Genomic DNA, 17,600 nt, shown 5'->3' with positions numbered 1-17,600 from the left:
CATGGCTAAGACTTTATATCAGAAATTATATGACGCTCATATTGTCCGGGAAGTCCCGGACGAAACCCCGTTACTCTATATTGATCGCCATTTGGTTCATGAAGTGACCTCCCCGCAGGCGTTTGATGGCTTGCGCACGAAAAGCCGACCGGTGCACCAACCAGGTAAAACGTTCGCAACAATGGATCATAACGTATCCACGCAGACAAAAGATATTAATGCCTGTGGTGACATGGCACGTATTCAAATGCAGGAGCTGATGAAAAACTGTGCCGAATTCGGTATCACATTATATGACCTTAACCATCCCTATCAGGGAATTGTTCATGTGATCGGACCGGAACAAGGCATGACCCTGCCGGGAATGACGATCGTTTGTGGTGATTCCCATACCGCAACCCATGGCGCATTCGGCTCACTGGCTTTCGGTATTGGTACTTCTGAAGTTGAACACGTACTGGCAACCCAAACCCTGAAACAAGCCCGTGCTAAGACGATGAAAATCGAAGTAGTTGGTGATGTCGGTGATGCGATTACTGCCAAAGATATCGTTCTGGCAATCATTGGCAAAACAGGCAGCGCGGGGGGTACAGGTTATGTGGTTGAATTCTGTGGTAAGGCGATTGAAGCGCTGAGTATGGAAGGCCGTATGACCTTATGTAATATGGCAATTGAAATGGGCGCTAAAGCGGGTTTAGTCGCACCAGATGGAACCACATTTACTTATATAAAAGGCCGTCAGTTCTCACCCAAAGGAGAATTGTGGGAACAAGCGGTTGCTTACTGGAAGACACTGAAATCCGATCCTGCTGCACAATATGACACGGTTGTTACTATTAACGCGGAAGAGATCTCGCCGCAGGTCACATGGGGAACAAACCCAGGGCAAGTCATTGCTATTGATCAAACCATTCCCGCACCAGAATCTTTCAGTGATCCTGTTGAACGTGCATCTGCTGAGAAAGCACTGGCTTATATGGATTTGAAACCGGGTATTAAGTTGACAGATGTGAAGATCGATAAAGTCTTCATCGGCTCCTGTACCAACTCCCGCATTGAAGATTTACGGGCTGCCGCAGCCATCGCACAAGGCCATAAAGTTGCACCAGGCGTTCAGGCGATCGTCGTTCCAGGATCGGGCCCCGTTCAGGCACAAGCAGAAGCAGAAGGTTTAGATAAGGTTTTCATAAATGCCGGTTTTGAATGGCGCTTACCGGGATGTTCAATGTGTCTGGCAATGAATAATGACCGTCTGCAACCAGGTGAACGTTGCGCTTCTACCAGTAATCGCAACTTCGAAGGACGCCAAGGGCGTGGTGGACGCACGCATTTGGTCAGCCCGGCGATGGCAGCGGCGGCAGCGATTAGTGGTCATTTTATCGACATACGTCATCCGGCACAAAAGTCATAAAGGAGGAATTATGGAAAAGTTTATTCAACATACCGGGTTGGTCGCTCCTTTAGATGCTGCAAACGTTGATACCGATGCCATTATTCCAAAACAATTTTTGCAGAAAGTGACCCGTACCGGATTTGGTCAGCACCTGTTTCATGACTGGCGTTTCCTTGATGATGCAGGACAGAAACCTAATCCTGAATTCGTATTAAACCAGCCCAGTTATCAAGGTGCCAGTATCCTTCTAGCTCGTGAAAACTTTGGTTGTGGTTCCTCCCGTGAACACGCCCCGTGGGCCTTGACGGATTATGGTTTTAAAGTTGTTATCGCGCCCAGTTTTGCGGATATTTTTTATGGTAACGCCTTCAACAACCAGTTACTGCCAGTGAAATTAGATGATAAAGATGTCGATGAACTATTTGAGTTGGTTCAGCAAAACACAATTTGGCATTTTACCGTCGATCTGGAACAACAGAAAGTACACGCCGGCGATAAAAGCTACGATTTTGCAATCGACAGCTTCCGACGTCACTGTATGATAAATGGTCTGGACAGCATCGGCCTGACATTACAGCACCTGGACGCCATAATCGCCTACGAACAGGAACAACCGGCTTTCCTGCGTTAACCTTGCCTTTATTTATTCATCCCGTAGTTTTGTACTGCGGGACTTTATTAGATCTGACCTCTGGATATGTGGATAAGTTTTTTCTTCGGCCTAACGTGTGAAAAATAAGCAAAGTGCAACATGAAATATCCCTGACAAAAGGGCTGTGAATAGCACCCCAACCGCCATGATGCCGCGCAAGCGACCATTGATTTTATTTGAAATAATCTGTTTATTACCAAGTTCCCGTGTGTTCTAATAAATAATATCTGCAACATAAAATTTAATAATTTAAGGCGCGTTAGATGAAATTAAATGCTTCACATAAAAACAAAGTTAAAGTTATTATTTACTTCCCAATGAAACCAACATTGACTCAATATTATGAGCGTTTGTTGAAAAAATACTCAGATGGCGTAAAATATATCTACCGAAAAGATCTGGCTGATGAGGAATCCTTATATGTCATTGAAATCTTATAATCGGCCACAGTTGTCAGCGGCGGCTTTGGCCCGCAGAGAAGCACTTATGGCTTTTCAGAACCGAGTTGCAGAATCCGTTAAAAATGATGTCTTGAAAAAGCGTCAGGATTCCGGAAACGCCACCGAACAGGTTCCCGCTAAAAAAGAGTATCCGATATCCTGATAAATCATGAATTTAAAAGACCCTGCCCAATCTCCAGTAATGAATAGGTCTTCTGGGGATCGGACCTACTGTCCTATTAGTTTTTTGCTTTGTCGGCTTACCCGTGACAAGTCTGTACCCTGTAGATTTTTTTATTATTAAAGTAGAAGATAAAAGTAACCCTACCCAACACGAACTCAGACCCATCTTTTTCAGTTGATCCGAAGGTCAGTCCCTGAACCTTTGCCGCCCAGAAATAGAGGTTAACCTAGCATATTAAAGAAATTACTAGGCAGAAACCACAACAGTCTCTGGACAAATCTCTATCAATACCAGATTATGACTCATTTTGAACTGATACGTAAAACAGAGACAAGGCAGAAGGAAAATGCACACAATGCACAATAAGAAAAAAAGCCAGTAAGCTTTCTTACTGGCTGGCAAATCACCATTACTCAAGAAAATTGGGGGAGAAGCCAGATTTCGTTCTGGCCTATTGAGCTACTTTCAATATGGATAATTATTGACTAAACATAAGGAAATAAAAATTGATGAATAATACTGCGGAGTTCCTCTTTTATGCCCAGCTCACGTTTACAACAACAATTCATCCGATTATGGCAACACCACCAAGGAAAAGAGGCTGAAACAACGTTACAAGAGCTGGCAAATGTCTTGCACTGCTCAAAGCGCCATATCCGTTCACTGCTCAACAATATGCAGAAAGCTGGCTGGTTACAGTGGCAGGCAGAGTCCGGACGGGGAAAACGTTCCCAACTGAATTTCCTGCAAGATGGGAGGGAACTCCAGCAACAACGGGCTGAAGAGCTGTTTGAACAACAGAACATTGAGAAACTGGTTCAACTGGTTGGTGATAAAAATGCCGTCCGTCAGATGGTGCTATCCCAGATTGAACGCCGTTTCCGCCAAGGAAAAAACTTACTGCGGATACTCTACTACCGCCCTTTCCCTAACCTGTTACCTGGCTCACCCTTACGCCGTTCTGAAATTCATCTGGTCAGGCAGATATTTAATAGCCTAACACGTATAAATGAGGAAAATGGGGAACCAGAAGCTGATTTAGCGCATCATTGGCAACAGCTATCGTCAAATCATTGGCGCTTTTATCTGCGACCGGCCATCCATTTTCACCACGGCAGAGAATTACAGATGGAGGATGTCATTTCTTCGATACAAAGGTTACGCCATCTGCCTCTTTTCTCTCATATTGATAAAGTCACCACCCCCACACCACACGTGATTGATATTTTTCTTTCAGAACCCGATCACTGGCTCCCTTTATTAATTGGCAGCCCACACGCCATGATTTTGCCTCAAGAGTGGCAGCAACTACCGAACTTCTCTCGTACACCTATAGGAACCGGCCCTTACCAGGTAATAAAAAATAGCTCTCAGAAACTACAAATTCGAGCCTTTGATAATTACTTTGGCTTTCGGGCACTGATTGATGAGGTAAATATATGGATTGTGCCAGAATTAGCCGAGAAACTGGTTTGCACAACCCTGCATCTGGAAAGTGACAGCGCAGGTAATAACTCGTTAGAAAGCAGGATGGAAGAAGGCTGTTATTTCCTGCTGCATGACCACCGTTCAGCTCAATGCAGGCGAGAAGATGTTCGCCAATGGTTATGCAGCCTGTTAACGCCAATAAATCTGTTAGCGCATTGTGACCCTTTTTATCAACGCCACTGGTCACCCGCATATGGTCTGTTACTGCGCTGGCATCACAGTAAGCTTATACCAGAGTTAAGCAAACCAGAGGACATTACCCATCTGACCGTCACGCTTTATCATCAACATCACGAATACCACACAATCAGTCAGATCCTTCAGACCATATTGACCAAATGTGGTGTCGAATTGAAAATCAATATTGTGGATTATGACACATGGTTCAACGGCGACGCCGAAAGTGACCTCTGGCTTTCTACCGCCAATTTTTACAATCCTCTGGAATTTTCGCTGTTCGCTACACTGTATGAGATACCATTATTGAAAAAATGTCTTGGTGATAACTTGAATAAAGAAGTATCACAATGGCGACGACAAGAATTGTCGCTTGAAGAATGGTGCGAAAAAATAGTTGATGAACATTGGCTGTATCCGCTGTTCCATCACTGGCTTGAATTACAAGGACAGCGAAGTATGCGAGGCGTCAAAATGAACACCTTTGGCTGGTTTGATTTCAAATCTGCCTGGTTTAACCCATTTGACTGTTCCTCTTCCTAAAGGAAGAGGATCCTTACTTCACAGAGAAGTACCTGAACGCAAGCCAGGGCTTCTCTCTGGAGTTCATGGTTTGTCTGTTATCTGTCAACAGAAAAACGTCCTCCTTTCCTCTCTATGCCCAGAAGGACGAAGTTTTCCAAAAGCTAACTGATGAAGGGTAATTCACAGAAAAAGCCAGAGTTATGAACATACACAGGTGCACAAACCCGCTTTTATTCACTTTTTCTGTGGATATCTATGTGAAAAAGGCAGGGGTAATTCAGGTATAGCTTTATGTTATGAATTATCAATCTATAGACAAAAAATGAAATAGTATTTATTTTTCATTGAAATAGCAGCCATTTATCCCGCTATTTCAAACACTCATCACAAGCATAATGGATAACGTCAGTTGATGAGAACAAAAAACAACCAATAACAATGTTATGCACAGGTTATGCTTTTTAGTTAAGCAAAAAACAGGGTTTTTTGTAGAAAAACTTGTTAGTCAAACCTGTAAATCAAACCAGTGATCTCATTTTTGTCTACTTATCCCATAAAACTGTGGATAACATGGTGTAAGATCCTGTTCATTATTACCAGCAATAGGTGAACAACAGAGTCATTCAATCTTACAATATTTGAAACAGTAATAAAAAATGTTTGTATATCATGCTATTATCACTTTTTTAGTTATTACGTAAGACCCAGATTTATTACTCACAGAGACCAAGGCTATTTTTTAACCTAAAAAATGGATATCCCAAATGAACACACTTTTTTCCCCTCCTCTTCCACCGGATAACGAACAGCAGTTGTTTGAATGCGCCCAACTTCTGTCTGGTTTATCAATGGGAGAATTGGCGGAAAAAGCAGATTTACCCATCCCTCCTAATCTGAAACGGGATAAAGGCTGGGTAGGCATGTTGTTAGAATATTATCTCGGTGCCAGTGCCGGCAGTAAACCAGAGCAGGATTTCGAACATATCGGTGTTGAACTTAAAACTATCCCTGTAGACAGAAGGGGCTATCCATTGGAAACAACATTCGTCTGCGTTGCACCATTGACAGGAAACAGTGGCATTACTTGGGAAAGCTGTCACGTCAGACGCAAATTATCGCGGGTGCTATGGATACCCGTTGAAGGTGAACGGGAAATTCCTTTAGCTAAACGCCGGGTGGGTTCCCCCTTGTTATGGAGTCCCAATAAAGAAGAAGAAGAGTTACTGCGCCATGACTGGGAGGAATTGATGGATCTTATCGTACTTGGCAAAGTAGAGAGCGTTACGGCCCGTCATGGTGAAGTATTACAGTTACGCCCTAAGGCAGCCAACAGCAAAGCATTAACCGAGGCAATCGGAGCACACGGCCAGCCTATTATGACTCTGCCCCGGGGGTTCTATCTGAGGAAAAATTTTACCGCCCCGCTACTGGCCCGCCATTTCCTGATTTAATGTTGATCTCCGACTGGTTTTTTCATTGATATGCTTACCTTGCATGCAATCACGCGTATAATTAAATCTTTACCTTAAGGTTTTAATAAGCAATGTTAGAATGGATTGTTGATCCTCATGCTTGGATGGCACTTGCCACCCTGACAATTCTGGAAATCGTTTTAGGGATTGATAACATTATCTTTTTGTCACTTGTTGTGGCAAAACTCCCTGCCCATCAACAAAATAAAGCACGCAAAATCGGGCTGATGGGCGCAATGCTAATGCGCCTGGGGCTGCTGGCATCCATTGCCTGGGTTATCCAGCTAACCTACCCGATATTAACGGTTTTTGAACATGATGTTTCTGCCCGAGACCTAATCTTATTCTTTGGCGGCCTGTTCCTGATATGGAAAGCCAGTAAAGAGATTCACGAAGCTATTGAAGGGGGCAATGAAGAAGGCTTAAAACGCCCGGTTCACTCGTTCTTCGGAGCAATTATCCAGATCATGCTGCTGGACATTATTTTCAGCCTGGATTCTGTCATCACCGCCGTTGGTCTCTCCGATCATCTGTTTATTATGATGGCGGCGGTTATCATAGCAGTCGCTGTCATGATGTTGGCAGCTCGTCCTATCGGTGAATTCGTTGACCGTCACCCCTCAGTAAAAATGCTAGCACTGTCATTCCTGATCCTTGTGGGTTTTGCCCTTATTCTGGAAGGCGTACAGGTGCACATACCTAAAGGTTACATCTATTTTGCGATGTTCTTCTCAATGGCAGTAGAAACGCTGAATCTGATGCGTGGGAAAAAAAAGAAGAAAAAAAATTAACCATGGCTTTGCCATAGCACTAAAAATATCATTTTCTACCTAGCAAACAGATCGCCGAAATAATCGGCGATCTGTTTGCTATAATTAGCTAATTTAGCCTAGGTTTGATACCTGAGCTTTAGGGAATAAATTTATTGACTATCCCCTAAAGCTATTATCAGAGTAGAAGAATTTTAGACCGTCTTCTTAGCCGCCTGTAAATAAAGCATCTCCAGCGCGATAGTCGCCCCTGCCAGAGCGGTAATCTCGGACTGGTCATAAGCTGGCGCAACTTCCACCACATCCATACCCACAATATTCAGCGGCTGCAAACCACGCAGTAATTTCAATGCACGATCGGTTGTCAAACCACCAATTACCGGTGTACCGGTACCGGGTGCAAAAGCAGGATCAAGACAATCGATATCAAAAGTCAGATAAACCGGCATATCGCCAACCGTCTCTTTTATCTGAGCAACCAAATCATTCACATCACGGTCATTAACCTGAGCGGCATCCAGCACCGTGAAACCATCATCCTGACCATGTTCGGTACGGATACCAATCTGTACTGAATGATGTGGGTCGATCAACCCTTCGTTTGGCGCATGATAGAACATGGTGCCATGATCAAATTTGCTGCCGTTTGGATAAGTATCAGAATGAGCGTCAAAATGAATCAGAGCCATTTTGCCGAAATGTTTGGCATGAGCGCGCAATAAAGGCAAAGTAATGAAGTGATCACCGCCAAAAGAGAGCATACGCTTACCCGAAGCCAACAGTTTTTCAGCATGAGCCTGTAACTTATCACTCATATTCTGAGCATCACCAAAGTCGAAGACCAAATCACCACAATCCACAACATTCAGATGATTGCGTAATTTAAAATCCCACGGCCAACGGCTGCTTTCCCACGCCAGGTTAGTAGAAACCTGACGAATAGCCGCAGGCCCGTGGCGACTGCCTGAACGGCCTGATGTTGCCATATCAAATGGCACCCCGGTAATCACCCACTCTGCATCGCTGGAATATGGCTGGAAGTTCAGCGGAAAGCGCAGGAAACCGAAGGCATTAGAAACCAAAGAATTATCTTGTTGGTTGCCCAAGGTATTTATTGTCATGATATATCCTCAACAGTCTCCCGACAGAACAAGGCTATTTCACTCCAGAATAAATACTCAAGGCCATGATGAGATGGGGTATCTCTAAAAGAACCCCATATTCATGTATCCTTGATATTTAACTGATATCAATAACCTTATCTGTATATAAGAGGCTTAATTAACGCCGGAAGATTATTCATCTTCCAGATATGTGTAGCCATAAAGACCACTTTCAAATTCTAGTAAAAATTGCTCTTGCAAGCCGGCATCCAGATCAGCGCCTTTTACCTGGTCACGGAAACGAGCCATCAGTACGTTAGGGTCCAGTTTTACATATTGCAGCATATCAGCAACTGAATCCCCTTCTTCACTTTGGTTATAAGTCACTTCGCCATTATCAAAGACATAAACATCAATAGCCGCGGTATCTCCAAATAGATTATGCATATTGCCAAGAATTTCCTGATACGCTCCCACCATAAAGAAACCAATCATTGGCGGATAATCAGGATCATAATCGGGCATAGGCATGGTCGTTGCTACACCATCACCATCCACATAATGATCAATGATGCCATCGGAGTCACAGGTGATATCTAACAACACAGCACGGCGTTCCAACGACTTATCCAGCCCCTCAATCGGTAAAACCGGGAACAACTGGTCGATACCCCATGCATCAGGCATAGACTGGAACAGAGAGAAATTCACATAGAATTTGTCTGCCATACGCTCTTGCAGCTCATCAATAATTGGCCGGTGAGCACGGTTGCTTGGATCAAGATCCTGCTGAATACGACGACAAATATTCAGATACAGCTCTTCCGCCCAAGCCCGCTCAGTCAGATCCAGCATGCCATGCGCATATTGTGTATGAACATCATGCAGATCAAGCTGGCTGTCATGCAACGATTCACGTAAAGAACGTCTATTCCCTTCAGAATGCATCTCCTGCCAGGTTTCCCACAGGCTAGCGATCGGGCGGGAAGCATCCTCTGCCGGTGGCGTTGTCTGGGTAAATTCATTACGTTCAACCCCGATAACATTGGATACCAACACAGTATGGTGAGCCGTCAGGGCGCGACCAGATTCTGTAATAACGGTCGGGTGTGGTAAACCATGCTCATCACAGGCATCACCAATACCCCAAATGACATTGTTGGCGTATTCATTCAACCCATAGTTCACAGAACAATCAGATTGAGAACGGGTCCCTTCATAATCGACACCCAATCCACCACCCACGTCAAAGCACTCTATATTGACGCCGAGTTTATGTAACTCGACATAAAAACGGGCTGATTCACGAACACCTGTTGCGATATCACGAATATTCGCCAATTGTGAGCCAAGATGAAAATGCAGTAATTGCAAGCTATCAAGCCGACCTACTTCACGCAGGATCTCAACTAATTGTAGTACCTGAGTTGCAGCCAGCCCAAACTTCGATTTTTCACCGCCACTGGCTTGCCATTTACCTGAGCCTTGAGATGCCAAACGTGCACGAACGCCCAGACGAGGGATCACATTCAGCCGTTCAGCCTCTTCCAGTACCTGAGTAATTTCAGACATTTTCTCGATCACCAGATAAACCTTGTGACCGAGCTTTTCACCTATCAGCGCCAGACGAATATATTCACGATCTTTATATCCATTACATACGATTACGGTACGAGTCATACCCGCATGCGCTAACACCGCCATGAGCTCCGCTTTGGAACCTGCTTCAAGCCCTAAAGGCTCACCGGAACTGGCCAGTGATTCAATGACACGGCGTTGTTGGTTAACTTTAATGGGATAAACTAAAAAGTAGTCGCCTTTATAACCATATGACTCTCTGGCACGTTTAAATGCCGCGTTAATTGAACGCAAACGATGTTGCAGGATTTGAGGAAAACAAAATAGCGCTGGCAAGCGTAAATGTTCCTGTTCCTCCTGAACTCTTTTCACCAATCCCGCAAGATCAATTCTTGCCCCTGGCAAATCAGGGTTTGGACAAACACTGATATTGCCGAGATCATTGACGTAGTAGTAACTCCCTCCCCAATATGCAATATTGTAAGTCTGTTGCATTTTACGAGCGATATTATCATTCATGGCAGTCTCCTTAATGGAGTTAGAGTTTCGCCTTCGCCTGTAATTAATAAATAACTCAAAACACCATCATTTCGCGTGTTGAGAAATATCAGGGAACAGCATGCTCTTAAGGTTGTAAAAAGCGTTTAGTTACTACTAAACAATGACAAAATTACCGAGTGACAATACGCCTGTGCGACATATCCGGCCTATTTATTGGCAACAGATAACATCGAATTAAAGACATATTGAAAAGAAAGGAAAAAGACGCGGATATATCCGACGACAAGTGTGGCTGTTGGCCATTAGCAATCAGCAGATAATGGTTCATTACCCCATTCACCCCCACACATGACTCATACCAAGGAGCCATTTTCTCAATTGAGAAACAGAAGCTATGCGTATAGCTCTCTGCGAATCTGTAGCACAAAGAATCCAACTACGGCCGCTGTTTATACTCGCAATTACACAAAATTGCAAAATGAAATTGAACAAAACTCACATATAAATAAAGAAATTATTTGTCAGCAGATGAAAATTACCATTTGAACCAAAAAAATCTGGAACACGGATAAGAATTACCCTAGAATAGCCGTCTAGATGTTAATCCATCCGTTTCCAAACTGAAATTATATTTTTAAGGTAACGTTATATAATGACCACATACCTTTTCACTTCTGAATCTGTTTCCGAAGGGCATCCTGATAAAATCGCAGACCAAATTTCTGATGCTGTTCTTGACGCTATTTTGGAACAAGATCCAAAAGCCCGCGTTGCATGCGAAACCTATGTTAAAACCGGCATGGTTATGGTTGGTGGTGAAATTACTACCAGCGCTTGGGTTGATATTGAAGAAATTACGCGGCAAACAGTTCGAGAGATTGGTTATGTTAATTCTGAGATGGGTTTTGATGCAAACTCATGCGCAGTATTAAGTGCGATTGGTAAACAGTCACCGGATATTAATCAAGGTGTTGATCGTGAAGATCCACTACAACAAGGTGCTGGTGACCAAGGACTCATGTTCGGTTATGCAACCAACGAAACTGATGTACTGATGCCTGCGCCTATCACCTATGCACACCGTCTGGTTGAGCGTCAGGCTGAAGTTCGGAAAAATGGAGTACTGCCGTGGCTGCGTCCCGATGCTAAAAGCCAGGTAACTTTCCAATACAATAACAACAAAATTGTCGGTGTTGACGCAGTTGTACTTTCAACACAGCACTCTGAAACGATTAATCAGAAAGATCTGCAAGAAGCCGTCATGGAAGAGATCATCAAGCCGGTTCTGCCTGCTGAATGGTTAACGCCAACAACCAAATATTTCATCAACCCAACCGGCCGTTTCGTCATTGGTGGCCCAATGGGTGATTGTGGCCTGACTGGCCGTAAAATTATCGTAGATACTTACGGTGGCATGGCTCGTCACGGCGGCGGTGCATTCTCCGGTAAAGATCCATCCAAAGTTGACCGTTCAGCGGCTTATGCTGCACGTTATGTCGCAAAAAATATTGTTGCCGCAGGCCTGGCTGATCGCTGTGAAATTCAAGTTTCTTACGCTATCGGCGTTGCAGAGCCAACTTCCATTATGGTGGAAACGTTTGGTACGGAAAAAGTTTCAACAGCAACTCTGACTCTGCTGGTGCGTGAATTCTTCGATCTGCGCCCTCATGGCTTGATTCAGATGCTGGATCTGTTACATCCAATCTATCGTGATACTGCTGCCTACGGCCATTTTGGTCGCCCACAATTCCCGTGGGAAGCAACAGATAAAGCAGAAATCCTACGTGACGCTGCGGGCCTGAAGCAATCAGCGATCAATATGTAAAAGCAAAAAGCCTGGTTTGGATAACTGAACCAGGCTTTTCTTAACATTATTTTCAACACATGCAATCAGCCAGAATTCCCGTTGCCTTACAACAAGCGGTTATGCGTACTTTGCGGCAAAAGCTGCAACAGGCAAACTTATATCTCAATCGTGATTTTCCAGAACCTACGATAAATTACCGCCAGCGTGGTACCTCCGCAGGCAGTGCATATATAAAAGATTGGCAAATCCGCCTTAATCCAGTGCTATTGATTGAAAACCAACAGGCTTTTATTGATGAAGTTGTCCCTCACGAGCTGGCTCACCTATTGGTTTACCGCTGTTTTGGCAAAGTATCTCCACACGGGAAACAATGGCGTTGGATGATGGAAGAAGTCTTAGGCTCTTCTGCTCGTCGGACACATAAATTTGAAGTCGATTCAGTACGCAGTAAAACTTTTACTTATTACTGTAACTGCCAACAACATGAGTTAACTCTGCGGCGTCATAATAAAATATTACGAGAAGAGAGTCATTATATCTGTAAGAAATGTGGAGAAAAACTTATTGCTAAATCAACAGTTTCTTTCGATCCTAATTTATAATAAAAAAATGTGATTCAACTATTTTACTACCCAAGTGATCATTATTAACCGCATTAACCGAAAAAAAATATTAACGCTTAAGGATAATCGGTTGATATTATAGAAAAATTATCATCTAAAACAATTAATTATAAAAACATATATAGATAAAACCAAACAATGTAAAATAATCTAGATTAACCATAATAACGTATTTTGAATACTTATTCCGCTTTCAAAAACAAACTCTTTTATGAATTTAATATTATTTTTAATCTAATATACAGATAACGCAGTAGGGATCGAGGAAAACTGATCATGATAAATGTGTAAGAATATTTACTGATATTGTTAGCAACATTAATATCAGTTTAAAAAACCGGAGTTAAGATTAAAAAAACTTCCTGATTCATTTAAAAAAGCCAATAAATCATTAAAAACATAAACATTTAAAAATACAATTAAAAAAGGTATAAAACAATACTCAAGGTAAAAACAATGTTAAAACTTAATTTAAAAGTTAAATAGAAAACAAATGTGTTAAAAGGTGACCATAAAGTTTTTACAGATCAGCTATAATCAATCATTTTCAGTATATTTATTGAAAAAGAATATCATTTTACTGCTAAAAAACTGATAATTTATAACGCCTCCACATCAGAAAAATGCTTTCAGACTGTGTTGGGTTAGCACATTTTGTAAATTAATAATCAAGTAAAAAATATCATTTAAAATATTTAATATTAGGTGGATTAATGAAAATATGATGATGATATCCTTTAAAGATATCCGTCATTAATTTAAGAAGAGAAATAGAATAGAAATGAAAAAAATTACTCTTGAAAGGGATACTTGAATGCAAGAACAGTGACACTTATTAGTGCTCTGTCTTCGACAGGATGAGAATATTTTGAATTAATAAAGGGGAAATAAATCCCCCAAAAATGACGCTGTTTTCAGCGATTCCCAGAAGGCTAAAACTCATTCATTCAGATTTTTCAGTTTCACCCGGCGCGGAACTGCCTGTCTGTTGGTTTCATCCGTGACCAGCATCCCCTTTTTTTCTGGTTGTGGTTGAGATGCCCATCCAACCAATAAGATGCCCAATTATTATGGGCATCTTATTGATAATATTAAGCCAGTTCTGTCATCACTAACTTAGCTATTTCGAAATAAATAATCAGGCCAGTTCCATCAATAAATGTGGCAATAAAAGGCGCAGATACAACAGCCGGATCAATAGAGAACCTTTTCAATACCATCGGAATAATGGAAGAAACAATAGCACTCCAAACGGTGATAGCAATGATGGTCAAACTGACAACAATTGTCACCTCAATGCCTACACCTAATATCCAGGCACGGATAAGCGCAGCAAAACTAATTGTTACAGAAACTAAAAATGAAGTAGAAACCTCTTTGCGTAACACAGCCCACAGATTACGCAAACTCACTTCCCCCAATGCCATTGCTCTGACTAACGTTGAGGTAATCTGTGTACCACTGTTGCCCCCCGTTCCAATTAATAACGGGATAAAAAACGCCAGAGAAATTGCCGCTTCCAGTTGATCTTCAAAAGCTTTAAGTACCGCGCTGGTATAGGCTTCTGCAACAAATAACAACAATAACCAACCAACCCGCTTGCGCCATAATGTTATCGGGCTAGTGCTGAGATAAGGCTCATTCAAAGGCAAGGTTGCCCCTTGCAAATGAGCATCTAATGTATTTTCATCTTCAATCAATTCAGCAATATCCTGTGGTCGCAGCACTCCCACTAATTTGCCAAAATGAATAACCGGTACACTATCCATGCCACTGTGATTTATCAGACTATAAATATCATGACGCGACTGTTCCGGTGATACGGAAAAATAACTCTGCCTCATAATATCTGATACAAATAAATCATCGGCTACCGTCAATAACACCTTCACGGGTAATATGCCATTCAGATAGCCTTCATCATCAACGACATATAAATAGGTTGGGATCTGTTCTCCTTCAAGCTGATCAATCAGATTGCTTTTTACCGATAAAACAGAGTCAGCAACAGATACAGAAATAAAACATTGGCTCATATATGCACTGACAGTTGCATCTTCATTTTTCAATTGATGTTTCTGCTGCTGATCAGCGTTTTTTTCATTAATGGAACGATTAGCCACAGCTAATACATCCACTTTTTCATGGGATGTGACTTTCATGATGTTGGTCCCTATTACTGTTGTGAACTTCAAACAGCACTCACATAGGGGCGAAACCAGATGAGAGAATGCAACAGCTATCTCCACGTCTCAGTTTTAGCACTATACAACGTATCCTGAATTACCAGGAAGTTACATGGGGATATACCTTGGTTCGATATATCCTGTCCTAATCTTGGGCGTCTCTCGACGTCGTCAGATCAGCAACCTGTGTTTGTATAGGAGCCTCGCCTAACGAGATACTGCACTTAGAATGCGGCGAGAATTATAAACAAAAATCAAAATAATTCAAGATTGATAGTCAGCTTGTTTAGGTTTCATTTAAGTCACTGGCGAGAACAAAAAACGGCATAGATTTTCACCTTTTGCCGTTTAATACAAATAATCCCACAGGGGAATTACTTATTTGCTGATTTCTTAGCTTCAATTCCTTCAGCTTCAGTAATGAGTTGGTCAGCCGTTTTACCATCCAGGGATTTATAAAATTTTCGTTTTAATTCTTTTATGTCGCCATTAGCCCCTGACTTCGCCAAATCATTAAAATCGATGCTATTAAACATAGCTGCCTGAATTGATTCATCAAACTTAGCTTTTTTATCACCTGGCAGCGCATCTCTTACCTTCTCAATGGATGTTTTCAACGCGATTTCATTAGATGCATCAATTTTAAGTTGATTATCACAGCCAGCTAATACAAATCCTAATAAACAAATTGCTAACAATTTTTTCATATTCACCCCCGCAGAATATCAAACAAGGGAATAATAACAGAAGCAGAAACAATAAACTGTCTATAATTAACCAAATTGACAAAGAATAGGAATAAAATGAAATTTTTAACTTTTCTATTCCAGCGCGATTTCTCCTTACCAAGACTCCCTGATAACGATTTATCAAGCTGTCAGAATATCCTGTAAGTCCTATTCAACAGTGGTGATTGGACGCATACCAAATCTTTCATTAAATATTGCCAGTAAATTATCGGTCAGGAATGCAGGTGCTGTTGGTCCGGTATAAATATTTTTCACCATGCTTTTCGCGGGAAGCCCCTTCCTTTCAGGTAAGCAGAAAGCCCTTGCAAAATAGCAACCAGTAAATCCTGCAAATCAGCAGCTTACCACACCCCCCTTGCGCGTAAGCACAGCCATTACCCGTAGGAGTTCGAATTGTTTGTTTGATCTAACGCAACTTCGAAATGCAGAAGTATTTTAAGACGGGAACATCAATTAACCGGATAGCAACTATAACTTAATTCATTGTTATTATTAGTAAATAATAAAAAAATAAAAATATTATTCACCAGAGACACTAAAATCATTTGATTAATATAAATCATTATCATTATTATTCCGAGTTTAGCATGAACAGATGTGGCCCCAATCAGATGAAATCGTACCTGCATTTATCGCCTTACTTAACTACTCTAATAGATAGCGTATTACGACTTTCCATTGCACTTCACGGCCAATCACAATTTTCAAATACACAGGCCAACCAAGAACGTTCTTTATTCAAACAACAATGAGTTTCTGATACAGAGTCTCATTTTGAAAACCAGCAGATAAAACTCAAAACAAAGGAGAAATAATGTCAGTCATCCACCGTACTGCAAAATATTTTCTGACTGCCATATTGATACTATTGCCTGTCTTTACTCAGGCAAAAGAAATTATCGTCAAGGATGTCGCTGGCCGAGAGGTTAACGTCAATGCACCGGTCAGTCGGGTTATGCTGGCTGACAGCCGGGTATTGATTGCTCTGAATATTCTTCATCCTGATAATCCGCTTAAAGGGATTGTTGCCTGGGATAATGCACTGGAAATCAAATCGCCAGACCTGGCAACCGCTTATGAGAAAGACTTCCCACAGTTACGAAATATTCCCGTATTTCCTAACCCTTATCAAAGCGATTTCAGCGTTGAAAAAGCACTGACTTATAAACCCGACCTGGTTATTTTTGACATTGGCCTCCAAGCCAAACTCAATGATAGCAGAACCATTACTTTACTTGAGAAAGCCGGTATTCCCGTTATCTTTATCGATTTCCGGCAATATCCACTGACAAATACTATTCCCAGTATGACGTTACTTGGGAAAGTATTCGGCGAGGAAGAAAATGCACAAAAATTTATTACGTTCTATCAGGAGAGGATGAAAACAATTAATGAACGAATTGGTACACTAGGCAAAGAACAGCGGCCTCCTGTATTTATCGAACGCCATGCAGGAATGCTTGGCGCGGAGCATTGCTGTAAAACTTTCGGTAATGGCAATTTTGGTGAATTTGTTACTGCCGCAGGGGGTGATAATCTCGGTGCTCGCTGGTTCCCTGGTATAGGTGGAGAGGTAAACGAAGAACAATTAATCGTCAGCAATCCTGAATTTTATCTGATGACCGCCGCAGATTGGGACAAAGTTCGCCCAAAAAGCCTTTCAGTGCCATTGGGTTATACCGGCAATCTAAAACAGTCACAGGAACGGCTGGAAAAACTACTGACACGACCAAAACTGAACGTATTAAGAGCATTCCGCGAAAAGCGGGTAATCGCACTGTATCACCAATATTACGATACGCCGTTTAACATTATTGCCGTTGAAGTTATAGCAAAATTCCTGCACCCGGATTTGTTCGAAGATATCGATCCACAAGCTGATAACCTATATCTGCATAAAACCTTTACCGCCCTTGATGGTAACGGAGTATTCTGGGTAACAGCAAAATAAC

General features: G+C 42.0%; 14 protein-coding genes, 1 pseudogene and 1 riboswitch. Of the genes and pseudogenes, 10 read left to right on the top strand and 5 right to left on the bottom strand.

What is annotated here, in order from left to right; all coding sequences use genetic code 11:
- The first annotated feature begins 1 nt into the window (after position 1).
- The 7 genes from leuC to PTE_RS01925 all read left to right on the top strand — a co-directional run bounded on the left by leuC (position 2) and on the right by PTE_RS01925 (position 7,122).
- A complete protein-coding gene (leuC, locus tag PTE_RS01950; RefSeq protein WP_036842714.1) occupies positions 2–1,411 on the top strand; it encodes a 3-isopropylmalate dehydratase large subunit in 1,410 nt (469 codons plus the stop codon).
- Between the two features lie 7 nt (positions 1,412–1,418).
- Positions 1,419–2,024 (top strand): 3-isopropylmalate dehydratase small subunit, encoded by a 606-nt coding sequence (gene leuD, locus PTE_RS01945; protein WP_036843468.1) that lies wholly within the window; start codon positions 1,419–1,421, stop codon positions 2,022–2,024.
- 284 nt (positions 2,025–2,308) lie between these two features.
- Positions 2,309–2,485: a hypothetical protein gene (locus tag PTE_RS25525; RefSeq protein ID WP_157890145.1), complete on the top strand. Its 177-nt coding sequence runs from the start codon at positions 2,309–2,311 to the stop codon at positions 2,483–2,485.
- Entirely contained in the window at positions 2,466–2,648 is a 183-nt protein-coding gene (locus PTE_RS01940) for a hypothetical protein (RefSeq protein WP_036842712.1), read from the top strand. Before PTE_RS25525 ends, PTE_RS01940 begins: the two co-directional genes overlap by 20 nt.
- Before the next feature lie 558 nt (positions 2,649–3,206).
- Positions 3,207–4,877: an HTH-type transcriptional regulator SgrR gene (sgrR, locus tag PTE_RS01935; RefSeq protein WP_036842710.1), complete on the top strand. Its 1,671-nt coding sequence runs from the start codon at positions 3,207–3,209 to the stop codon at positions 4,875–4,877.
- Positions 4,878–5,623: 746 nt separating this feature from the next.
- On the top strand, positions 5,624–6,310 hold the full coding sequence (mutH, locus tag PTE_RS01930; RefSeq protein ID WP_036842708.1) for a DNA mismatch repair endonuclease MutH: 687 nt from the start codon (positions 5,624–5,626) through the stop codon (positions 6,308–6,310).
- Positions 6,311–6,402: 92 nt separating this feature from the next.
- Positions 6,403–7,122, top strand: coding sequence for a TerC family protein (locus PTE_RS01925; protein ID WP_036842706.1), 720 nt, complete (start codon positions 6,403–6,405; stop codon positions 7,120–7,122).
- A 173-nt stretch (positions 7,123–7,295) separates the two neighbouring features.
- Here the strand turns inward: PTE_RS01925 and speB are convergent, their stop codons facing one another.
- Together speB and speA are read right to left on the bottom strand one after the other, a co-directional pair.
- On the bottom strand, positions 7,296–8,222 hold the full coding sequence (gene speB / locus PTE_RS01920) for an agmatinase (protein WP_023044021.1): 927 nt from the start codon (positions 8,220–8,222) through the stop codon (positions 7,296–7,298).
- 174 nt (positions 8,223–8,396) lie between these two features.
- Positions 8,397–10,301, bottom strand: a complete 1,905-nt coding sequence (gene speA, locus PTE_RS01915; protein WP_036842703.1) for a biosynthetic arginine decarboxylase — start codon at positions 10,299–10,301, stop codon at positions 8,397–8,399.
- 634 nt (positions 10,302–10,935) lie between these two features.
- Here speA and metK point away from each other — a divergent pair.
- Positions 10,936–12,108 carry a methionine adenosyltransferase gene (gene metK, locus PTE_RS01910; protein WP_036842700.1) on the top strand — a complete coding sequence of 391 codons (1,173 nt, stop codon included), beginning with the start codon at positions 10,936–10,938 and terminating at the stop codon, positions 12,106–12,108.
- Between the two features lie 59 nt (positions 12,109–12,167).
- On the top strand, positions 12,168–12,692 hold the full coding sequence (locus tag PTE_RS01905) for a SprT family zinc-dependent metalloprotease (protein WP_036842697.1): 525 nt from the start codon (positions 12,168–12,170) through the stop codon (positions 12,690–12,692).
- Positions 12,693–13,804: 1,112 nt separating this feature from the next.
- Here the strand turns inward: PTE_RS01905 and PTE_RS01900 are convergent.
- The 3 genes and pseudogenes from PTE_RS01900 to PTE_RS26145 all read right to left on the bottom strand — a co-directional run.
- Positions 13,805–14,875 carry a magnesium transporter gene (locus tag PTE_RS01900; RefSeq protein ID WP_036842694.1) on the bottom strand — a complete coding sequence of 357 codons (1,071 nt, stop codon included), beginning with the start codon at positions 14,873–14,875 and terminating at the stop codon, positions 13,805–13,807.
- 74 nt (positions 14,876–14,949) lie between these two features.
- A riboswitch (M-box (ykoK) riboswitch) is annotated at positions 14,950–15,121 on the bottom strand.
- Between the two features lie 152 nt (positions 15,122–15,273).
- A complete protein-coding gene (locus PTE_RS01895) occupies positions 15,274–15,606 on the bottom strand; it encodes a DUF6694 family lipoprotein (protein WP_036842690.1) in 333 nt (110 codons plus the stop codon).
- 189 nt (positions 15,607–15,795) lie between these two features.
- Positions 15,796–15,903, bottom strand: a pseudogene (locus PTE_RS26145) (hypothetical protein); the annotation flags it as partial.
- Positions 15,904–16,462: 559 nt separating this feature from the next.
- Here PTE_RS26145 and PTE_RS01885 point away from each other — a divergent pair.
- A complete protein-coding gene (locus PTE_RS01885; RefSeq protein ID WP_051477077.1) occupies positions 16,463–17,599 on the top strand; it encodes an ABC transporter substrate-binding protein in 1,137 nt (378 codons plus the stop codon).
- Position 17,600: the final 1 nt, after the last annotated feature.

This window comes from Photorhabdus khanii NC19, assembly GCF_000517265.1.
GTDB lineage: Bacteria > Pseudomonadota > Gammaproteobacteria > Enterobacterales > Enterobacteriaceae > Photorhabdus > Photorhabdus khanii.
This window is presented reverse-complemented; position numbering and strand designations above follow the sequence as displayed.